14 protein-coding genes are annotated in these 15,836 nt (G+C 69.4%); 11 read left to right on the top strand and 3 right to left on the bottom strand.

All coding sequences use genetic code 11. The annotated features are described in order from the left end of the window. The first annotated feature begins 19 nt into the window (after positions 1-19). The 8 genes from ACQ3HE_RS18760 (at position 20) to ACQ3HE_RS18795 (ending at position 9,588) form a co-directional block, all read left to right on the top strand. Entirely contained in the window at positions 20-1,510 is a 1,491-nt protein-coding gene (locus ACQ3HE_RS18760; protein ID WP_430893858.1) for a glycoside hydrolase, read from the top strand. A gap of 81 nt (positions 1,511-1,591) precedes the next feature. Then, complete coding sequence (locus tag ACQ3HE_RS18765) at positions 1,592-2,953, top strand: ABC transporter substrate-binding protein (RefSeq protein ID WP_430893860.1); 1,362 nt, start codon at positions 1,592-1,594, stop codon at positions 2,951-2,953. A 70-nt stretch (positions 2,954-3,023) separates the two neighbouring features. Then, positions 3,024-3,905: a carbohydrate ABC transporter permease gene (locus tag ACQ3HE_RS18770; RefSeq protein WP_056013507.1), complete on the top strand. Its 882-nt coding sequence runs from the start codon at positions 3,024-3,026 to the stop codon at positions 3,903-3,905. Beyond that, positions 3,902-4,816, top strand: a complete 915-nt coding sequence (locus tag ACQ3HE_RS18775) for a carbohydrate ABC transporter permease (protein WP_430893862.1) — start codon at positions 3,902-3,904, stop codon at positions 4,814-4,816. The genes ACQ3HE_RS18770 and ACQ3HE_RS18775 overlap by 4 nt, the downstream gene beginning before the upstream one ends. Continuing rightward, positions 4,813-5,853 carry a LacI family DNA-binding transcriptional regulator gene (locus tag ACQ3HE_RS18780; RefSeq protein ID WP_430893864.1) on the top strand — a complete coding sequence of 347 codons (1,041 nt, stop codon included), beginning with the start codon at positions 4,813-4,815 and terminating at the stop codon, positions 5,851-5,853. Before ACQ3HE_RS18775 ends, ACQ3HE_RS18780 begins: the two co-directional genes overlap by 4 nt. A gap of 10 nt (positions 5,854-5,863) precedes the next feature. Next, a complete protein-coding gene (locus tag ACQ3HE_RS18785) occupies positions 5,864-7,306 on the top strand; it encodes a glycoside hydrolase family 32 protein (protein ID WP_430893866.1) in 1,443 nt (480 codons plus the stop codon). A gap of 81 nt (positions 7,307-7,387) precedes the next feature. Next, a complete protein-coding gene (locus ACQ3HE_RS18790) occupies positions 7,388-8,965 on the top strand; it encodes a glycoside hydrolase family 32 protein (RefSeq protein ID WP_430893868.1) in 1,578 nt (525 codons plus the stop codon). 35 nt (positions 8,966-9,000) lie between these two features. Continuing rightward, positions 9,001-9,588: a DUF1349 domain-containing protein gene (locus tag ACQ3HE_RS18795; protein WP_430893870.1), complete on the top strand. Its 588-nt coding sequence runs from the start codon at positions 9,001-9,003 to the stop codon at positions 9,586-9,588. Here ACQ3HE_RS18795 and ACQ3HE_RS18800 read toward each other — a convergent pair. Then, positions 9,542-10,549 (bottom strand): helix-turn-helix transcriptional regulator, encoded by a 1,008-nt coding sequence (locus ACQ3HE_RS18800; protein ID WP_430893872.1) that lies wholly within the window; start codon positions 10,547-10,549, stop codon positions 9,542-9,544. The genes ACQ3HE_RS18795 and ACQ3HE_RS18800 overlap by 47 nt on opposite strands. Positions 10,550-10,647: 98 nt before the next feature. Between ACQ3HE_RS18800 and ACQ3HE_RS18805 the strand changes: the two genes are divergently transcribed. After that, positions 10,648-11,106 (top strand): VOC family protein, encoded by a 459-nt coding sequence (locus ACQ3HE_RS18805; RefSeq protein ID WP_430893874.1) that lies wholly within the window; start codon positions 10,648-10,650, stop codon positions 11,104-11,106. Positions 11,107-11,195: 89 nt separating this feature from the next. Here ACQ3HE_RS18805 and ACQ3HE_RS18810 read toward each other — a convergent pair whose 3' ends face one another. Beyond that, the gene (locus ACQ3HE_RS18810) at positions 11,196-11,786 is read right to left on the bottom strand and encodes a DUF805 domain-containing protein (RefSeq protein WP_137243498.1); all 591 of its coding nucleotides are present in this window, start codon (positions 11,784-11,786) and stop codon (positions 11,196-11,198) included. 398 nt (positions 11,787-12,184) lie between these two features. Between ACQ3HE_RS18810 and ACQ3HE_RS18815 the strand changes: the two genes are divergently transcribed. After that, positions 12,185-13,456 (top strand): HNH endonuclease signature motif containing protein, encoded by a 1,272-nt coding sequence (locus ACQ3HE_RS18815; protein ID WP_430893876.1) that lies wholly within the window; start codon positions 12,185-12,187, stop codon positions 13,454-13,456. A 574-nt stretch (positions 13,457-14,030) separates the two neighbouring features. Beyond that, the gene (locus ACQ3HE_RS18820; protein ID WP_430893878.1) at positions 14,031-15,374 is read left to right on the top strand and encodes a BNR-4 repeat-containing protein; all 1,344 of its coding nucleotides are present in this window, start codon (positions 14,031-14,033) and stop codon (positions 15,372-15,374) included. A 98-nt stretch (positions 15,375-15,472) separates the two neighbouring features. On the opposite strand, the gene ACQ3HE_RS18825 is transcribed toward ACQ3HE_RS18820, so the two are convergent. Then, positions 15,473-15,784, bottom strand: coding sequence for a GNAT family N-acetyltransferase (locus ACQ3HE_RS18825; RefSeq protein WP_430893880.1), 312 nt, complete (start codon positions 15,782-15,784; stop codon positions 15,473-15,475). Positions 15,785-15,836 lie beyond the last annotated feature (52 nt).

The raw sequence follows: 15,836 nt of genomic DNA on the forward strand, positions 1-15,836 counted from the left end.
ACTCACTGCAGAGGACGTCATGAACCAACGAGGGTTCCACCAGCCGAACGGCGCATGGGTCGGAGACATCATCCCCTGGCAGGAGGACGGCGTCTTCCACCTGCTCTACCTGCATGAGTCACGCCGCATGCCGAAGATCGGTATGCCATGGCATCGCGTGACCACCCGGAACCTCGTCGACGTCGACGACCTCGGTGAGGCGCTGGCGTCGGGCGGACCGTCCGCACCGGACTTCAACGTCTACACCGGCAGCATCGTCCGGGGCCCCGAGGGCGCCCACCACGTCTTCTACACGGGTCAGAACCCCGACCGCCGCGGTGCCGACGGTCTGGCGTTGCAAGTGGTGATGCACGCCATCAGCACCGACGGCATGCGCACCTGGGAGCGCCGGGAGGCCGACACCTTCGGCGCCACCGCAGGATATGAGACCGCCGACTGGCGGGATCCCTTCGTCTTCTGGGACGAGGACGCGGCCGTCTGGCGGATGCTCATCACCGCCCGACACGCACACGGCCCGGAACGGCGTCGCGGCGTCATCGCCCAGTGCACCTCCACGGACCTCTCGACCTGGGAACCCGTCGAGCCGTTCTGGAACCCGCGCCGCTACATCGCCCACGAGTGCCCCGAGGTCTTCCAATGGGGCGACTGGTGGTACCTCGTGTACTCCGAGTTCAGTGAGTCGTTCACGACGCGCTACCGGATGTCGCGCACCCTGCACGGCCCCTGGCTCGTCCCCGAGCACGACACGCTCGACGGACGCGCCTACTACGCGGCGAAGTCCGCCGCCCGCGACGGACGCCGGTTCTTCTTCGGCTGGATCGCCTCGCGTGAGGGAGCCCACGACGCGGGTGCCTGGCAGTGGGCCGGCACCATGTCGGTCCTCGAAGCGGAGCAGCGTGCCGACGGCACCCTCGCCTTCCATCCGCCGGTCGAACTCCGCGAGACGTTCGGACCCGCCGAGGAGCGGACGGACGCCGTCATCACCTCGGGCACGGTTCTGAGCGCCCCCGACGGGTACGCCGATGCCCTCTCGGACGTGGACGCACCGAGTTCCTTCCGACTGGTCGCCCGGTTCGACATCGCCCCCGGCACGACCGAGTGCGGCGTCCTCCTCCGGGCGAGCGACGACGGCGACGAGGGCTACGTCCTGCGCCTGGAGCCGAAGCGCGACCGCCTCGTGTTCGACCGCTGGCCGCGCTCCAGCACCGGCACGGAGCAGTGGCAGATCTCGGGCGACGTCCCGTTCGTCGTCGAACTCGAACGCCCCTGCCACCTCGCCCCCGGCTTGCACGAGCTCGAAGTGATCGTCGACGGTGACCTCTGCGTCGCGACCGTCGACGATGCGGTCGTCCTCAGCGCCCGCCTCTACGACCGACCGACCGGTCGCGTCGGCGTCTTCGTCGGTGAAGGGACCGTCACCGTCGAGGCGTGCACGCTCCTGGAACGCGACGGCGGCGACTCCGACGACGACTCCCCGTCACACCGACTCCTCACCAGCACCACGTCCTGATCCCGACACCACGCTCCACCCTGCTGCACCACCACCCGCACACCCGTACCCACCTGTGATCGATCAACGGAGATTCCGACCATGCCAACCACCGCACGCCCCCGCACCATGCGCCCCACCCGCAACACCGCCTTCGTGGCGCTCGTCGCCGCTGCAGCACTCGCCCTCTCCGGCTGTGCCGGCGGATCGAGTGCCACGGATCCGACCGACGTCGACCCGAAGGGCGACATCGTCCCCCGCGAGATCTCGTGGCTGCTCTCCCGCCCGGCCGACGGCGGGGTGATCACCGCCATGGAGCAGATCGCCGACGAGTACGCGAAGGACCACCCCGGCTTCTCGCTGAACCTCATCACGACGCCCGACCGCCCGTCCTACATCCAGAAGTACGAGACCCTCGCGGCCGCGAACAAGCTCCCCGAGCTCTTCGACACCGACGCGACCCCGTTCGCGCAGAAGCTCGCGAAGCAGGGCCGGATGGTCGACGTCGACCTGCTCCTCGAGGACCTCGGGCTCGCCGACTCCTACCGCGAGGCGGCGCTCAACTACCAGCGGTTCGACGACGGCTCGCTGTACATGGTGCCGTTCGAGTTCCAGCTGGAGTTCTTCTGGTACAACCGCTCCCTGCTCGAGGACGCCGGCGTCACCGTCCCGGCCACGCTCGACGACTTCCCCGCCATGTGCAAGGCGCTCCGCGCCAAGGGCGTCACCCCGATCGCACTCGACGGTCAGGACCAGTGGCCGCTCGAGCGCTACATGGCCTACTACCCGTTCCGGATGGCGGGTCCCGAGTACATCCAGGACCTGAAGGCCGGGAAGGCCTCCTTCTCAGACCCGGCAGGACAGGCCGCGGCCGAGTGGCTGTACGACCTCGGGCAGGCCGGCTGCTTCCAGGAGGGCTTCTCCTCGACCGGTTACGCGGACGCGCAGGCGCTCTTCACCTCGGGGAAGGCCGCGGTCTACAACATCGGCACCTGGGAGCTCTCGAACCTCGCGACGGATGCGCTCGACCCCGGCGTCCGTGACGCGGTCGGCACCTTCACGCTGCCGACCATCGACGGTGCCGTCACGGCCGACAACGAGTACGTCACCCCCTCCGGCATCGGCATGGCGGTGAACGCGAAGACGTACGACCCGCTCGTGCGCGACTTCCTCGCATTCGCCCTCGAGCGCTACCCGGAGCTCTACGCGGCGACTGGCGCGCTGTCGCCGACGACCTCCGCGCAGACCACCGTCCCCGCGAACGCGACCGAGCTGTACGCGAGCTCCGTGGCGCAGGCCGACGGCGTCGGACCGGCGATCGCGATGCCCTGGGACACCCAGCTCGACCCGGCCACGAACACCCGACTCCAGCAGGAGCTGACCCTGCTCGTGCAGGGCGACATCACGCCGGACGAGTTCATCACGACGATGGATGCGGCCCTCACGGAGAACGTCGATGACTGAGCTCACCCAGAGCGCGGTGGGCGCGGCACCGGCCCGCCCACCGCGGCGGCGGAAGCCGATGTCCACCTCGATGCTGCCCCGCCGGTCGACCCTGTCGGTGCTCGTGTTCCTCGTGCCGCCGCTCGTCCTCTACGGTGTCGCGGTGCTCCTGCCGATCGTGCAGTCGCTGTTCCTCAGCCTCTTCTCGTGGGACGGCATCACGGACATGGCGTTCGTCGGACTCGACAACTACGTCAAGATGCTCACCCGGGACGACGTGTTCTGGACCTCCTTCGGCAACGCCCTCGGCTACCTCGCGATCTGTCTGGTGCTCCAGCTCGGCGGCGCGCTCCTCGTCGCCGGGCTGCTCACGGCCCTCCCCCGGGCCCGCGAGCTCGTCAAGACGCTCTACCTCCTGCCGGCCGTCATCTCCACGGTCGCGATCGCCATCCTGTTCCAGCGGCTGTACGCGCTCGAACCGGTCGGGCTGATCAACCAGCTGCTCGCGTGGGTCGGCCTCGGCGACCTCCAGACGGCCTGGCTGTCGAACGTGCAGACCGTCCTCGCGGCCGTGTCGATCCCGGAGGGCTGGCGGTTCACCGGCCTGTACATGCTCATCATCTATGCCGCCCTCATGGCCGTACCCCGCGACCTCGAGGAGGCCGCCAGGCTGGACGGCGCCTCCTGGTGGCAGATCTTCTGGCGGATCCGCTTCCCGTACATCCGGCCGGTGTGGATCACGACGACGGTCATGGCGACGACCTTCGCCCTCCGTGGCTTCGACATCCCGTACCTGCTGACGAACGGCGGTCCCGGTCAGTCGTCCGAGCTGCTGACCACGTACATGTACAAGACGGCGTTCGTCCACACGGACTACGGCTACGCCAGCGCGATCTCCATGTTCATCGTCGTCGAGTGTCTCGTCGCCGTCGGCCTCATCTTCCTGCTGCTCCGACGGAAGGACAAGTCATGACCGCCACCCTCCCCGCCCGGCCGACCGAACACGTCGCGCCCCCGGTAGCGCCGACACCGAAGCGGAAACCCCGGCACACCCCGCGCGTGCGGGTGCAGCGGACGATCCTCACCGTGACCGTCGTCGCGATCGTGCTCGTCCAGGTCTACCCGCTCGTCTGGCTGCTGCTCACGAGCTTCCGGACGGCGGCGGACTTCGCCGGTGGCAACCCCTTCGCGCTACCGTCCGAGTGGACGCTCGACAACTACGCGCGGGCGTTCTCCACCGGCAACCTCGGGCTGAACATCGTCAACAGCCTGATCGTCACCCTCGGGTCGAGCGCCCTGATCGTCATCGCCGGCATGATGGCGGCGTACGCGCTCCAGGTCCTCGGATTCCGGTTCAGCGGACTCGTCCGCGGTCTGTTCCTCCTCGGGATCATCGTGCCCGTGCAGATCGCGCTCGTCCCGCTGTTCATCGACTACTCGCAGGTCGGCCTGCTCGACACCCACCTGTCGATGATCATCCCGCTGGCGGCGTTCGCCCTGCCGATGGCGGTGTACCTGTTCTCGTCGTTCTACGAGTACATCCCGAGGGAGATGTACGAGGCCGCGTCGCTCGACGGGGCGGGCCCGTACCGGATCTTCGGCCAGATCACGTTCCCGCTCTCGGTCAACACGATCATCACCGTCGTGCTCGTCAACAGCATCTTCATCTGGAACGACTTCATCTTCGCGAACACCTTCGTGCTCTCGGACGGATTGAAGACCATCCCGCTCGGCCTGCAGAACTACATCGGGGCGATGGGGAACACTGATTGGACGGCGACGTTCGCCGCCGTCTGCGTCACGGTCACACCGCTGCTGCTGGTGTTCCTCGTGTTGAACAAAGCGATGATCAGCGGCCTCGAGAGCGGAGCGACCAAGGGATGAGCACCACGGACCAGCCGAAGCCCGGCGCGGACCATCCGAAGAACACCTCGGGCATCACGATGCGCGACGTCGCGAAGGCCGCCGGCGTCTCCGTGGCGACCGTCTCGCACGTCGTCAACGACAAGCCGGGGTCGCGGATCGGCGAGGACGCGAAACGTCGGGTGCACGAGGCGGTGGCGGAGCTCGGCTACCGGCCGAACGCCCTCGCGAAGACGCTGTCCCAGGGGCACTCCCGGTTCATCGGCCTCGTCGCCGACGCGATCGCGACGACCCCGTTCGCCGGCCAGATCATCCACGGCGCCCAAGACGAGGCGTGGCGCCACGGCTACGTCCTGCTCGTCGCCAACACCGACGGCAACACGGCCGCCGAGGAGGAGGCCATCGCGATGATGCTCGAGCACCAGGTCCGCGGGATCCTCTACTCGACCTGGTTCCACCACGAGATCACCGTGCCGGAGGCGCTCCTCCAGACCGACACCGTGCTCGTCGACTGCTACGCCGCCGGCAGCGGGCTCCCGGCCGTCGTCCCCGACGAGGAGCAGGGCGGGCGGACCGCGACCGAGGCGCTGCTCGCGGCCGGTCACCGACGGATCGCGTTCGTCAACACGACGACCCCCTCACCGGCACAGACCGGCCGGCTCGCCGGGTACCGCTCGGCGTTGCAGGCGGCGGGGGTGGCCTTCGACGACGCCCTCGTGTTCCCGGCCTCACCGGAGCAGGAGGGCGGGTACGCGGCGACCGCCGAGGTCGTCGACTCGGGCGCCACCGCGGTGTTCTGCCACAACGACCGTGTCGCGATGGGACTCTACGACGGACTGCGGGAGCACGGACTGCGGATCCCCGACGACATGGCCGTCATGGGGTTCGACAACCAGGACGTCATCGCCGCCCACCTCCGGCCACCGCTGTCGACGGTCGCCCTCCCCCACTACGAGCTCGGGGCGGCCGGTGTCCGTCGGCTGCTCGGTCTCGACGCCGCGCTGCCCGCCGGGCCGCAGCTCATCGCCTGCCCGGCCGTCCCGCGGCACTCCGTCTGAGGGCGCGACCGTGCACGACGAACAGCACGCCCTTCCACGGCCCGGCTTCCACCTGACGCCCGAGCGGAACTGGATGAACGACCCGAACGGCTTGGTCTTCCACCGCGGGCGGTGGCACGCGTTCTTCCAGTACAACCCGGAGGGCAGCGACTGGGGCAACATGAGCTGGGGTCACGCCTCGAGCGTCGACCTGCAGCACTGGGACGAGCATCCGGTAGCCCTGCGGTACACCGCCGAGGAGCAGGTGTACTCGGGATCGGTGGTCGCCGCGGGTCCCGACGGGCGCCTCACGGCGTACTACACGAGCGTGTCCACCGACGGTCGGCAGGCGCAGTCCCGGGCGACCAGTGACGACGACGGGCTCTCCTGGCAGCGCGACCCGGAGAACCCGATCCTCGACCGCGGCTCGCACGCCTTCCGCGACCCGAAGATCATCCGGTACGAGGACGCCGCGGGCTTCCGTTGGATCATGCTGACGGTGGAAGCCGTGGAGCGTCAGGTCCTCGTGTACTCCTCCACCGACCTCCGAACCTGGGAGCACGTCAACACCGTCGGTCCGTTCGGTCCCACCGGCGTCGTGTGGGAGTGCCCCGACCTCATCCCGCTCGCGGTCGACGGCCGCCCGGACGAGCTCCGGTGGGTCCTGCTCCTCAGCACCAACCCGATCGGCGACGCGCAGGACCCGGACGGGTCGTCGATGAGCTATCTCGTCGGCGACTTCGACGGCTCGGTGTTCACGCCTGAGCGGGCCGAGCTGCAGCGGCTCGACCACGGTCGGGACTTCTACGCGGCGGTCGGGTTCGACGGCGCTCCGGACGGCGAAGCGGTGATCCTCGGCTGGATGGGCAATTGGCGCTACGCGGCCGACCTCCCCGCCTCGCCGTGGCGGGGCGCGATGTCGCTCCCCAGACGCCTGTCCTTGACCACGGTCGACGGCCAGCCGCGACTCGTGCAGGAGCCGCCGGCCTTCGTCCGGGAACGACTGGCCGCGATCGAACCGACGACCGTCGCCCTGTCCTCGGACGCCGTCGACCTGGCGCTCGATGGCGACGGCGTGGTCGAGTTGCGCTGGGATCCGTCGATCACGGGTGAGCTGCGGCTCCGACTGACGGCCGACACCGGCGGAGCGGTCCTCATCGTCCACGACCCGGCGGCGGCGTCACTCTCCGTCGCCCGGTCGGGCGGTGCCATGGACACGGTGCACCCCGACTTCGCCTCGACGAGCATCGTCCCGCTCGCCGGCGACCGTCCGGCGCGGCTCATCCTCAGCCTCGACGGCCCGCTGCTCGAGCTGTTCGTCGACGGCGGTCTCGCCACCGTCTCCGACCTCGTCCTCCTCGGGAGCGGACGACCGACGCTGACCGTCGCGAGCGAACGCGCCAGTCCCGTCTCGGTGGCCGTCGCCGTCCTCGACCGGGTGCCAGCCACCGACCAGGCGCACGCGCCCGCCTGAGCAGTCCTCCACCGCACGATCCAGCACCATCCCGCCACGGGTGCCTTCGGCGCGCCCGCGGCACCGACGAAAGGAACCGCAATGACGCACGACCTCTCCCGCCGGACCGTCCTCCAGGGCGCCGGCCTCGGGGCGCTCGCCCTGTTCGCGAGTGCCGGCACACCTCTCACCGCACAGGCGCAGACCACCGCACAGGCGCAGGCCTCCCTCAGATCGGTGTTCCACATGACGCCGCCGTCGGGGTGGCTCTGCGACCCGCAACGACCGGTGTTCACGAACGGCGCGTACCAGCTCTACTACCTGCACTCCGGCCAGAACAACGGCCCGGGCGGTTGGGATCACGCGACGACGACCGACGGCGTCGCCTTCACCCACCACGGAACCGTCATGCCGCTGCAACCGGACTTCCCGGTGTGGTCGGGATCCGCCGTCGTCGATACCGCGAACACCGCCGGTTTCGGGGCGGGCGCGGTCATCGCCCTCGCGACGCAGCCTACGGACGGCGTCCGGAAGTACCAGGAGCAGTACCTCTACTGGTCGACGGACGGGGGCTTCACGTTCACGATGCTCCCCGACCCGGTGATCGTGAACACCGACGGACGTGCCGCCCAGACCACGGCGGAGATCGAGAACGCCGAATGGTTCCGGGACCCGAAGGTCCACTGGGACGCGGCCAGGAACGAGTGGGTCTGCGTCATCGGCCGGGCGCGCTACGCGGCCTTCTACACCTCGCCCGACCTCACGACGTGGCAGCTGCAGCACAACTTCGACTTCCCGAACCACGACCTCGGCGGCATCGAGTGCCCGGACCTGTTCCAGATGCGAGCGGGTGACGGCAGCTGGCACTGGGTGCTGGGCGCCAGCATGGACGCCTACTCGATCGGCCTGCCGATGACCTACGCCTACTGGACGGGCACCTGGGACGGGACGCGGTTCACGGCCGACGACCTCACCCCGCAGTGGTTGGACTGGGGCTGGGACTGGTACGCCGCCGTCACCTGGCCGAAGGCGGAGTCGCCCGACGACCGCCGGCTCGCGATCGCCTGGATGAACAACTGGAAGTACGCGGCCCGCGACGTCCCCACCGACGCCTCGGACGGCTACAACGGCCAGAACTCCGTCGTCCGGGAGCTACGACTCGAGGCGCAGTCCGGTGGTCGGTACAGCCTGCTCAGCTCACCCGTGGACGCCCTGGCCGGGTATCCTACCTCGACCGTCTCCCTCCCGGACCAGACGGTCACCGGGAGCGCCGTCCTGCCCTGGAGCGGCCGGGCGTACGAGATCGAGCTCGACCTCACTTGGGACACCGCGACCAACGTCGGTCTCTCCGTCGGGCGCTCGGCGGACGGCTCCCGACACACCAACATCGGGAAGGCCGGGGCCGAGCTCTACGTCGACCGCGCACCGTCCGACCTGGCCGGCTTCTCGCTGCAGCCGTACACGCGTGCCGCAGCACCGATCGACGCGGCTGCACGCTCGGTCCACCTGCGGGTCTTCGTCGACACGCAGAGCGTCGAGGTCTTCGTCAACGCCGGTCACACCGTCGTCTCGCAGCAGGTGCACTTCGCCGAGGGCGACACGGGGATCTCGCTCTACACCGATGGCGGCCCACTGACCGCCTCGGGGATCACGATCCGCGAGTTCGGCACGGCGATCTGAGGCGAGCGCCCGCATCCATACGTCAGGATGGACGGATGGATCTCCAGAGCCTTGCCGAGCACGGACGTTGGACGACGGCCCCTGCGGCGGTGACGACGGAACCGGACGGTTCCCTGCTCGTCACCGCCGTCGAGGGCAGCGACGCTTGGCGGCACACCTCCTATGGTTTCGTCCACGACACGGAGCACGCGCTGATCGCGCCGATGCAGCGACGGGCGGCGATCGAGGTGTCGTTCGTCCTCGACGGCTCCGAGCAGTTCGATCAAGCCGGCGTGTTCCTCCGCGCCTCCGAGTCGACGTGGATCAAGGCCGGGGTCGAGGTGTCCGACGGGGTCGCCCAGCTCGGCGCGGTCGTCACGCACGGCACCTCCGACTGGTCGGTGGCACCGGTCCCCGACTGGCTCGGACGAACGGTGACCGTGCGCGCGAGCCGCGACGGCGACGCCGTCACCGTGCGCGCACGGGTGGACGACGAGGACTGGCGACTGGTCCGCGTCGCCCACCTCGACCCGGAGGCCGACGTCGAGGCGGGACTCTTCTGCGCGGCCCCGACGCGCGCCGGTCTCACGGTCCGGTTCACCGCGGCGCGTCTCGGTCCGCCTGACGACGCGCTCCACGGCTGACGGTCTGCGCGGTCGCGGCATTGCGCTCCGCGAGCTGTGCGAACGCGGTGACGAGCTCGGGCGGCTCGACGACGTCGATGGCGGTGTCGAAGCGGTTGAGGGAGGCGGCGAGCGCCACCCACGACCATGCGCCGGCGGTGTAGCGCGTGCGGTCCGGGCCGAGGTGCTCGGCGGTGCCGTCGCCCACGAACGGTCGGACCGCCTCGAACGGCAGGTGGAGCACGACGGTGCCGACACAGGGCCAGGCGTCGGTCTGCTCGGATCCCTTGAACCTCGCCGCCACGAACGTCTGCACGTCTCCACCTGGCACCTCGCGCGCACGGAACCGCGGCCCGGTCGGCGTCCTCGGCACGATGCGGTCGGCGCGGAAGATCCGCCAGTCGTCGCGGTCGAGATCCCAGGCCACGAGGTACCAGCGCCCCTGGGAGGTGACCAGGTGGTGTGGCTCGACGCGCCGAGGGGGTTCCGGGTCGTCGTCGGATCGCCCGAACCGGAGCACCTCCCGCGCCTGGATGGCTGCGGAGAGCACGAGGAGGACCGGCACGGCCACCTGCGGCGTTGCTCCGTCGCCGGCTCGGGGCACCGAGGTGACGTCAAGGGCGTCGAGTCGATGGCGCAGCCGCGACGGCAGGACCTGTCTCACGGTCGTCAGTGCTCGGAGCGCGGGTTCCTCGAACCCGGATCCCGCGACGGCCGTGGTCTGGAGGGCCATGGTGAGCGCGACGATCTGCTCGTCATCGAAGAGCAGCGGCGGGAGCTCGCTCCCGGCGTCGAGGTGGTATCCGCCGTCCGGCCCCATCGTGGCCTCGATGCGATACCCCATCTCGCGGAGCCGGTCGACGTCGCGTCGGATCGTGCGGTGACTGACGTCCAGCCGGTCGGCGAGCAGGGCACCCGGCCAGTCGCGCCGTGCCTGCAGGAGCGAGAGCAACTGCAGGAGTCTGGAGGTCGGTGAGGCCATGGTGCGAGCGTAGTCCGAGTGCAGGACACGATCTGTCCTAGACGCTTGGGACAGTGGTGCTCGACCGGGAGGAGCCCGGCACGACTCGAGGAGCACACATGAGCATCACGACCACGACCCACCTCAACTTCCAGGGAGACGCCCGCGCTGCGCTGGAGTTCTACCAGTCCGTCTTCGGTGGGCGGACGACGATCGCGAGCTACAGCGACTTCGGGATGCCGAAGGACGCCCCGGGCGCCGACATGGTCGTCTTCGGTCAGGTCGAATCCGAGGACGGCTTCCGGGTGATGGCGTATGACAGCCCCGGAGCTCCGGCGGCGTCGCTGATCGGCACCGGGACGACCCGCCGCGAGCACGGGACGACGGTCACCGAACAGTCCTGCTTCGTCGCGGTGCGTGGCGAGACGCTCGCGGAGGTCGAGGTGTTCTGGAACCGAGTCGTCGTCGGAGGTTCGATCGTCGAGGAGCTCGCAGCGTCCGCCTGGAGCCCCGGCTTCGGCATGGTGACGGACCGGTTCGGCGTCACGTGGGTGCTCGACGTCGCGGCGGCAGGCTGAGGCGTCCGCGCACGTCCAGCGCGATGGAGAACGGGCCGGTGCGGACGAATTGCGTCCGCACCGGCCCGTTCCGGTCGCCAGGTTGCGACTCAGCGCACCGTGTCGAACCGCTGACCCTCGGGCTTCGAGGGCAGGAGGAAGAGGACGAACAGGATCAGGCCACCGATCGAGGGGATGAGCGAGAGGAAGTAGAACGGGCCGGGGAAGTTGGCGTCGTGCAGGCGGCGCCAGGCGAGGGCCAGGTTCGGGACGATGGTCGCCAGTCCGATGAGGCAGAGGAGCACGAAGCCCGTCAGGATCAGCGGAGCAGCCTCGGGGATCTCGAGGATGCCGGGCTGGGTGTAGTACGTCCGTGCGCCCGGGCTGCTGTCGAACACGACGGCTTCGCGCTGCGCGGCAGCCGACGTCGCGCCGATCAGGAAGCCCGTGAAGAAGAGGATGTTCGGGATGAGCGCGACGAGGAAGACGAACAGCGTGGCCCACCAGTACTCGCTCCGCGAGGCGCGGCCGGTGAAGGTCGCGTACTTGCGGAGGTAGCGCTTGATGGCCTGCGGGAAGGTCGCCCCGTAGAGCGGGAGCGTCAGGTCCTCCGGGGAGGCGGCGCCGCGGATGGGTGCGGGTGCGTACGGCTGCCCGTACGTCGGCGTCGCGGGGTATTCAGGGGTGGTGTTGGAACTCATGGTGTCTTTCGATCGAGGTACACGGTACTGAGATCCTGGCATAACACATGACCACCCAAGAACAACTTGCGCGACCGACCGACTTCGGGCATGCTCCGCGGCATTTCGATGATCCCTCTGCCGGCCCCTGAGCAACCCCTCCGATCACTGAGCACTCCCCTCTGGCGCCCGAGCAACCCCCGCCGGTCCCTGAGCCTGTCGAAGGGCAAACGAGGAACCTCCCGCTCCGGCGACCCTCTCCCGGTCCCTGAGCAACCCCTCTCGGTCCCTGAGCAACCCCCTCCGGTCCCTGAGCAACCTCTTCCGGTCCCTGAGCCTGTCGAAGGGCACACGAGGAACTTCCACAGTCGCTTCTACTCGGCATCTGGAATGTCAGTGGTCCATGATGGACTTGTTCCATGACCGAGACCACGCCAGCCGCGACCCGCGCAGGCGACGAGTACGCCGCGCAGCTCGCGGAGTTCTCGGACGAGTGGACTGAGATCCACCGGCAACAGGCCGTCCTGGACGCACGCAAGGCGCGCCTCCTGGCCCGCTCCGCCGCCTACGCGGACGCCTTCGCGGACGCCACGGTCCCGGCCATCTTCCCGCCGGCCGAGCGTCGGGCCCTCTCCCGACGATCCACCTGTGCAGCTCTCGCGATGGCGACCCGGACGCCGGAGCGGACGATCCAACGGGCGACGAACGACGCCGAGCACCTCGTGAACGACGCACCAACCGTACTCGCGTCACTGGAGGCCGGCCGCATCTCGGCGCGGCATGCGCAGGTGATCACCGACCAGCTCTGCGACGTCCCTGCTGCTGGGCGGGCGGTGTTCCTCGAGCAGGTGCTGCCGGTCGCCGAGAGTGCGACCGTCTCGTACCTCCGGCAACGCGCCCGTGTCCTGCGCGAGCGCCTCCACCCCGAATCGATCACCGCCCGAGCGGTCCGCTCCGAGGCCGACCGCCGGGTCGAGTTCGAACCGGCCGCCGATGGCATGGCCTGGGTGCACCTGTTCACCACCGCGCCCATCGCGCAGGGCATCGCCGAGCGGATCGAGGCGGCCGCGGCGGAGTCACGTAACGCCGGTGACACCCGCACGTGCGCCCAGCTGCAGGCAGATGCCCTGGCGGCGCTCGCACTCACTGGCGTGACTCCGGAAGATGTGATGTCGAGCCCGGTGCTCCCACACCCGATCGAGGTCCAGGAGCATATCAAGCCCACGGTGCAGATCACGATCCCGGCGCTCAGCATGGCCGGCGTCTCCGACGCACCCGGCATGCTCGACGGCTACGGTCCGATCGATCCCGAGACCGCCGCCCGGCTCGCGGTCAATGCACCGAGCTTCACCAGGATCCTCGTCCAGCCGGAAACCGGCGCGGTCTTGTCGGTCGGGCGGAATCAGTACCGGGTTCCCGCTGACCTCCAACGGGCGGTGCGACTTCGGGACGGCACCTGTCGGGCGCCAGGCTGCGGAAGGCGCGCCAGAGCCTGCGACCTTGATCATTCGGTCGCCTGGGAGGACGGCGGGACGACAGATGTCGGGAACCTCGCCTGTCTCTGCCGACATCACCACCGGATGAAGCATCTCCCCGGATGGAACCTCGAACACCAGCCCGGCGGGGTACTCGACTGGACAACGCCCGACGGGAAACACCATCGGACGGAACCGGATCCCGCGCCGTTCTGACCCCCGCCGGCCCCTGAGCTGCGCCGCGCTGAGCCTGTCGACGTGTCGAAGGGTTCCTCATGGGCACTTCGACAAGCTCAGTGACCGGGAAAGGTGTGCCCGAACCGTTTCGGTCCCTGAGCCTGTCGAAGGGTTCCTCGTGAGCACTTCGACAGGCTCAGTGACCGGGGAAGGTGCGCCCGGAACGATGAGGCGTCCTCGTGGGCACTTCGACAAGCTCAGTGACCGGGAGAAGTGTGCCCGGAACGATGAGGCGTCCTCGTGGGCACTTCGACAGGCTCAGTGACCGGAGAAGGTCCACCGGGAACGCCTGGGTCCCTGAGCCTGTCGAAGGGCACCTGGGTCGTGACACCTCGGCGAGCGGGAGACGCTCACCGGGAACGATTCGGTCCCTGAGCCTGTCGAAGGGCAGCTGGGTCGTGACACCTTGGTGAGCGGAGGAGACCCACCCGAGATGCTCCCGGCCCCTCTGCCGGCCAGAGCGCGCTCCGAACCGCTTCACGTCCGGGAAAGCGCTTGCCGAGCGGACGCTCGCACCGGTAACCTCGTCCGGAACCCCACCCGGAAGGTCGCGATGCTGCGCCGACACGACACCTCCACCACGCCGATCGTCGTCAACGACAACGCCGCCTGGTGCTGGTTCCAGGACGAGCGCGCACTCGTCGATCCGGTCTCGAACCTCCTCGTCGTCGGCTCGATCGCGTCAACGGGCGGCGTCGACGGCGAGCAGCGCGGCGGCAACGTCGAGGTCACCGTCGTCGACCTCCGCACCGGCACGGCCGACATCGTCGTCCTGCACGAACGCCTCGAGTCCGACGACCACGACGTCCCGGCCCTCTGGCGGCGGCGCGACGGGCGCTGGCTCGCGATGTACACCCGCCACAAGACCGACGACCTCACCCGCTGGCGCATCAGCGAACCACACGACCCACGCCGCTGGGGGCCCGAGCACACGTTCGATTGGAGCACCCACACCGGCGGACTCGGCGTGACCTACTCGAACCTCCACGAACTCGACGGCCGCCTGTACTGCTTCGCCCGCGCCGTCAACGACGACCAGTGCGCGCTCGTGTCGGACGACGACGGCGACACCTGGAACTACGCCGGCAAGCTGTTCACCCGGCCGAAGGTCGGCTACGTCAACGGCTACACGCGCTACGTCTCCTCCCCCGGTCGCATCGACCTCATCACCACCGACCACCACCCGCGCGACTACGACAACAGCGTCTACCACGGCTTCCTCGACGCCGACGGGCTCCACCGAACCGACGGCGCCGTCGTCGACCCGCATCCGTTGCGTGGCGACGCGCCCTCGCAGGTCGAGCTCACCACCCTCGTCGCCGCCGGCTCACGAATGCCCGACGGCGCCAGCTGGGCCGGCGACCGACTCTCCCACTGCTGGACCGTCGACGTGCGACGAGCCCCCGACGGCACCGTGGCCGCCGTCGTCTCCGCCCGCGCCGACGACGGACCAGCGCATCCGGACGAGGCGACCGAACGACTCCGGCCCGTCCTGGACCACCGGTTCCTGTTCGCCCGCCTGACGCCCGGCGGCTCCTGGGAGGTACATCCGCTCGCCCTCGCCGGCCCCGGCCTCCTCCCGCACGAGCAGGACTACACCGGACTCGTGGCGATCGACCCGGACGACCTCGACTCGCTCTACGTCTCGACGCCGGTCGATCCGCGGAACGACGAACCGCTCGCCCACCACGAGATCTTCCACGGTCGCACCGGCGACGATGGGGTGACCTGGGCCTGGACGCCGGTCACGGAAGGCTCGGACGTCGACAACCTGCGGCCGATCGTCCCGCCCGGCGACCCCTCGACCGTCTCGCTCCTCTGGTTCCGCGGGGACATGGCGAGCTCGCAGGACTACCGGTGCGAGGCCGTCCTGCTCCGGCTGCCGCGCACCGAGTGACGAGCCGTCACTCGGGCCAGGACACCTCGCCGCTGAAGTTCGGATGCTTGCGGAGATAGGCCCGGATGAACGGCTGCCTCACACCGGATGACGAGCGGTCACTCGGGCCAGGACACCTCGCCGCTGAAGTCCGGGTGCTTGCGGAGGTAGGCCTGGATGAAGGGGCAGTACGGCACGATCGTCAGTCCTCGCTCGACCGCATCGTCGAGCGCCGCGGCGGCGAGGACGCTGCCGAGCCCCTGCCCACCGAAGTCCGGATCGATCTCGGTGTGGGTGAAGAGGATGCGACCCGGATCCTCCCGGTACCCGGCGATCCCTCCGACGCGCTCCCCCACGAGGATCTCGTACTCGTGACGCTCGTCGTTGCGGACGACCTGCGGGCCGTCCTCGGGTGTGCTCGATGTCGACATCGGGGCTCCCTTCCGTTCGTCCCCCACTGTACGTCGAGCGATCCGTCATGTG

This window comes from Plantibacter auratus (genome assembly GCF_050587365.1).
GTDB lineage: Bacteria > Actinomycetota > Actinomycetes > Actinomycetales > Microbacteriaceae > Plantibacter > Plantibacter auratus.